The sequence below is a fragment of the Pseudomonas helleri genome, from assembly GCF_009600315.1.
In the GTDB taxonomy this organism is placed as follows: Bacteria; Pseudomonadota; Gammaproteobacteria; order Pseudomonadales; family Pseudomonadaceae; genus Aquipseudomonas; species Aquipseudomonas helleri_A.
On the sequence record NZ_WIWC01000078.1, the window covers coordinates 1 to 3,228 of the forward strand.

Here is a 3,228-nt window from a genome sequence, read left to right on the forward strand (position 1 = left end):
TTTGGAATTTAATCTTGACGATGACCTACTCTCACATGGGGAAACCCCACACTACCATCGGCGATGCATCGTTTCACTACTGAGTTCGGGATGGGATCAGGTGGTTCCAATGCTCTATGGTCGTCAAGAAATTCGGTAGCCAGCGCGTTTAACCTTACGGTCAACGTTCCAGCGAATGGGTATGTAATAGAATCTGGTGCTTTGTGAATGCAAACTTTCGGTTTGTATCGTCTTCACACACCGCAATCTGGTCTGTTCGACGCAAATTGCTTGGGTGTTATATGGTCAAGCCTCACGGGCAATTAGTATTGGTTAGCTCAACGCCTCACAGCGCTTACACACCCAACCTATCAACGTCGTAGTCTTCGACGGCCCTTTAGGGAACTCAAGGTTCCAGTGAGATCTCATCTTGAGGCAAGTTTCCCGCTTAGATGCTTTCAGCGGTTATCTTTCCCGAACATAGCTACCCGGCAATGCCACTGGCGTGACAACCGGAACACCAGAGGTTCGTCCACTCCGGTCCTCTCGTACTAGGAGCAGCCCCTCTCAAATCTCAAACGTCCACGGCAGATAGGGACCGAACTGTCTCACGACGTTCTAAACCCAGCTCGCGTACCACTTTAAATGGCGAACAGCCATACCCTTGGGACCGGCTTCAGCCCCAGGATGTGATGAGCCGACATCGAGGTGCCAAACACCGCCGTCGATATGAACTCTTGGGCGGTATCAGCCTGTTATCCCCGGAGTACCTTTTATCCGTTGAGCGATGGCCCTTCCATACAGAACCACCGGATCACTAAGACCTACTTTCGTACCTGCTCGACGTGTCTGTCTCGCAGTCAAGCGCGCTTTTGCCTTTATACTCTACGACCGATTTCCGACCGGTCTGAGCGCACCTTCGTACTCCTCCGTTACTCTTTAGGAGGAGACCGCCCCAGTCAAACTACCCACCATACACTGTCCTCGATCCGGATAACGGACCTGAGTTAGAACCTCAAAGTTGCCAGGGTGGTATTTCAAGGTTGGCTCCACGCAGACTGGCGTCCACGCTTCAAAGCCTCCCACCTATCCTACACAAGCAAATTCAAAGTCCAGTGCAAAGCTATAGTAAAGGTTCACGGGGTCTTTCCGTCTAGCCGCGGATACACTGCATCTTCACAGCGATTTCAATTTCACTGAGTCTCGGGTGGAGACAGCGCCGCCATCGTTACGCCATTCGTGCAGGTCGGAACTTACCCGACAAGGAATTTCGCTACCTTAGGACCGTTATAGTTACGGCCGCCGTTTACCGGGGCTTCGATCAAGAGCTTCGCGTTAGCTAACCCCATCAATTAACCTTCCGGCACCGGGCAGGCGTCACACCCTATACGTCCACTTTCGTGTTTGCAGAGTGCTGTGTTTTTAATAAACAGTCGCAGCGGCCTGGTATCTTCGACCGGCGTGGGCTTACGCAGTAAATGCTTCACCCTCACCGGCGCACCTTCTCCCGAAGTTACGGTGCCATTTTGCCTAGTTCCTTCACCCGAGTTCTCTCAAGCGCCTTGGTATTCTCTACCCAACCACCTGTGTCGGTTTGGGGTACGGTTCCTGGTTACCTGAAGCTTAGAAGCTTTTCTTGGAAGCATGGCATCAACCACTTCGTGTTCTAAAAGAACACTCGTCATCAGCTCTCGGCCTTAGAATCCCGGATTTACCTAAGATTCCAGCCTACCACCTTAAACTTGGACAACCAACGCCAAGCTGGCCTAGCCTTCTCCGTCCCTCCATCGCAATAACCAGAAGTACAGGAATATTAACCTGTTTTCCATCGACTACGCTTTTCAGCCTCGCCTTAGGGACCGACTAACCCTGCGTCGATTAACGTTGCGCAGGAAACCTTGGTCTTTCGGCGTGGGTGTTTTTCACACCCATTATCGTTACTCATGTCAGCATTCGCACTTCTGATACCTCCAGCAAGCTTCTCAACTCACCTTCACAGGCTTACAGAACGCTCCTCTACCGCATCATCCTAAGATGATACCCGTAGCTTCGGTGTATGGTTTGAGCCCCGTTAAATCTTCCGCGCAGGCCGACTCGACTAGTGAGCTATTACGCTTTCTTTAAAGGGTGGCTGCTTCTAAGCCAACCTCCTAGCTGTCTAAGCCTTCCCACATCGTTTCCCACTTAACCATAACTTTGGGACCTTAGCTGACGGTCTGGGTTGTTTCCCTTTTCACGACGGACGTTAGCACCCGCCGTGTGTCTCCCATGCTCGGCACTTGTAGGTATTCGGAGTTTGCATCGGTTTGGTAAGTCGGGATGACCCCCTAGCCGAAACAGTGCTCTACCCCCTACAGTGATACATGAGGCGCTACCTAAATAGCTTTCGAGGAGAACCAGCTATCTCCGAGCTTGATTAGCCTTTCACTCCGATCCACAGGTCATCCGCTAACTTTTCAACGGTAGTCGGTTCGGTCCTCCAGTTAGTGTTACCCAACCTTCAACCTGCCCATGGATAGATCGCCCGGTTTCGGGTCTATTCCCAGCGACTAGACGCCCTATTAAGACTCGCTTTCGCTACGCCTCCCCTATTCGGTTAAGCTTGCCACTGAAAATAAGTCGCTGACCCATTATACAAAAGGTACGCAGTCACCCAACAAAGTGGGCTCCCACTGCTTGTACGCATACGGTTTCAGGATCTATTTCACTCCCCTCTCCGGGGTTCTTTTCGCCTTTCCCTCACGGTACTAGTTCACTATCGGTCAGTCAGTAGTATTTAGCCTTGGAGGATGGTCCCCCCATATTCAGACAAAGTTTCTCGTGCTCCGTCCTACTCGATTTCACTGCAAAGATGTTTTCGCGTACAGGGCTATCACCCACTATGGCCGCACTTTCCAGAGCGTTCCGCTAACATCAATACAGCTTAAGGGCTGGTCCCCGTTCGCTCGCCACTACTAAGGGAATCTCGGTTGATTTCTTTTCCTCAGGGTACTTAGATGTTTCAGTTCCCCTGGTTCGCTTCTTAAGCCTATGTATTCAGCTTAAGATACCTAACTTATGTTAGGTGGGTTCCCCCATTCAGACATCTCCGGATCAAAGTCTGTTTGCCGACTCCCCGAAGCTTTTCGCAGGCTACCACGTCTTTCATCGCCTCTGACTGCCAAGGCATCCACCGTATGCGCTTCTTCACTTGACCATATAACCCCAAGCAATCTGGTTATACTATGAAGACGACATTCGCCGAAAATT

The 3,228-nt window shown here is 51.1% G+C and carries 2 rRNA genes; both read right to left on the bottom strand.

Annotated elements, in window-relative coordinates:
• Positions 1–12 precede the first annotated feature (12 nt).
• Positions 13–128 (bottom strand): 5S ribosomal RNA (gene rrf, locus GHN86_RS22795).
• Positions 129–281: 153 nt separating this feature from the next.
• Positions 282–3,175: ribosomal RNA gene (locus tag GHN86_RS22800) — 23S ribosomal RNA — on the bottom strand.
• Positions 3,176–3,228: the final 53 nt, after the last annotated feature.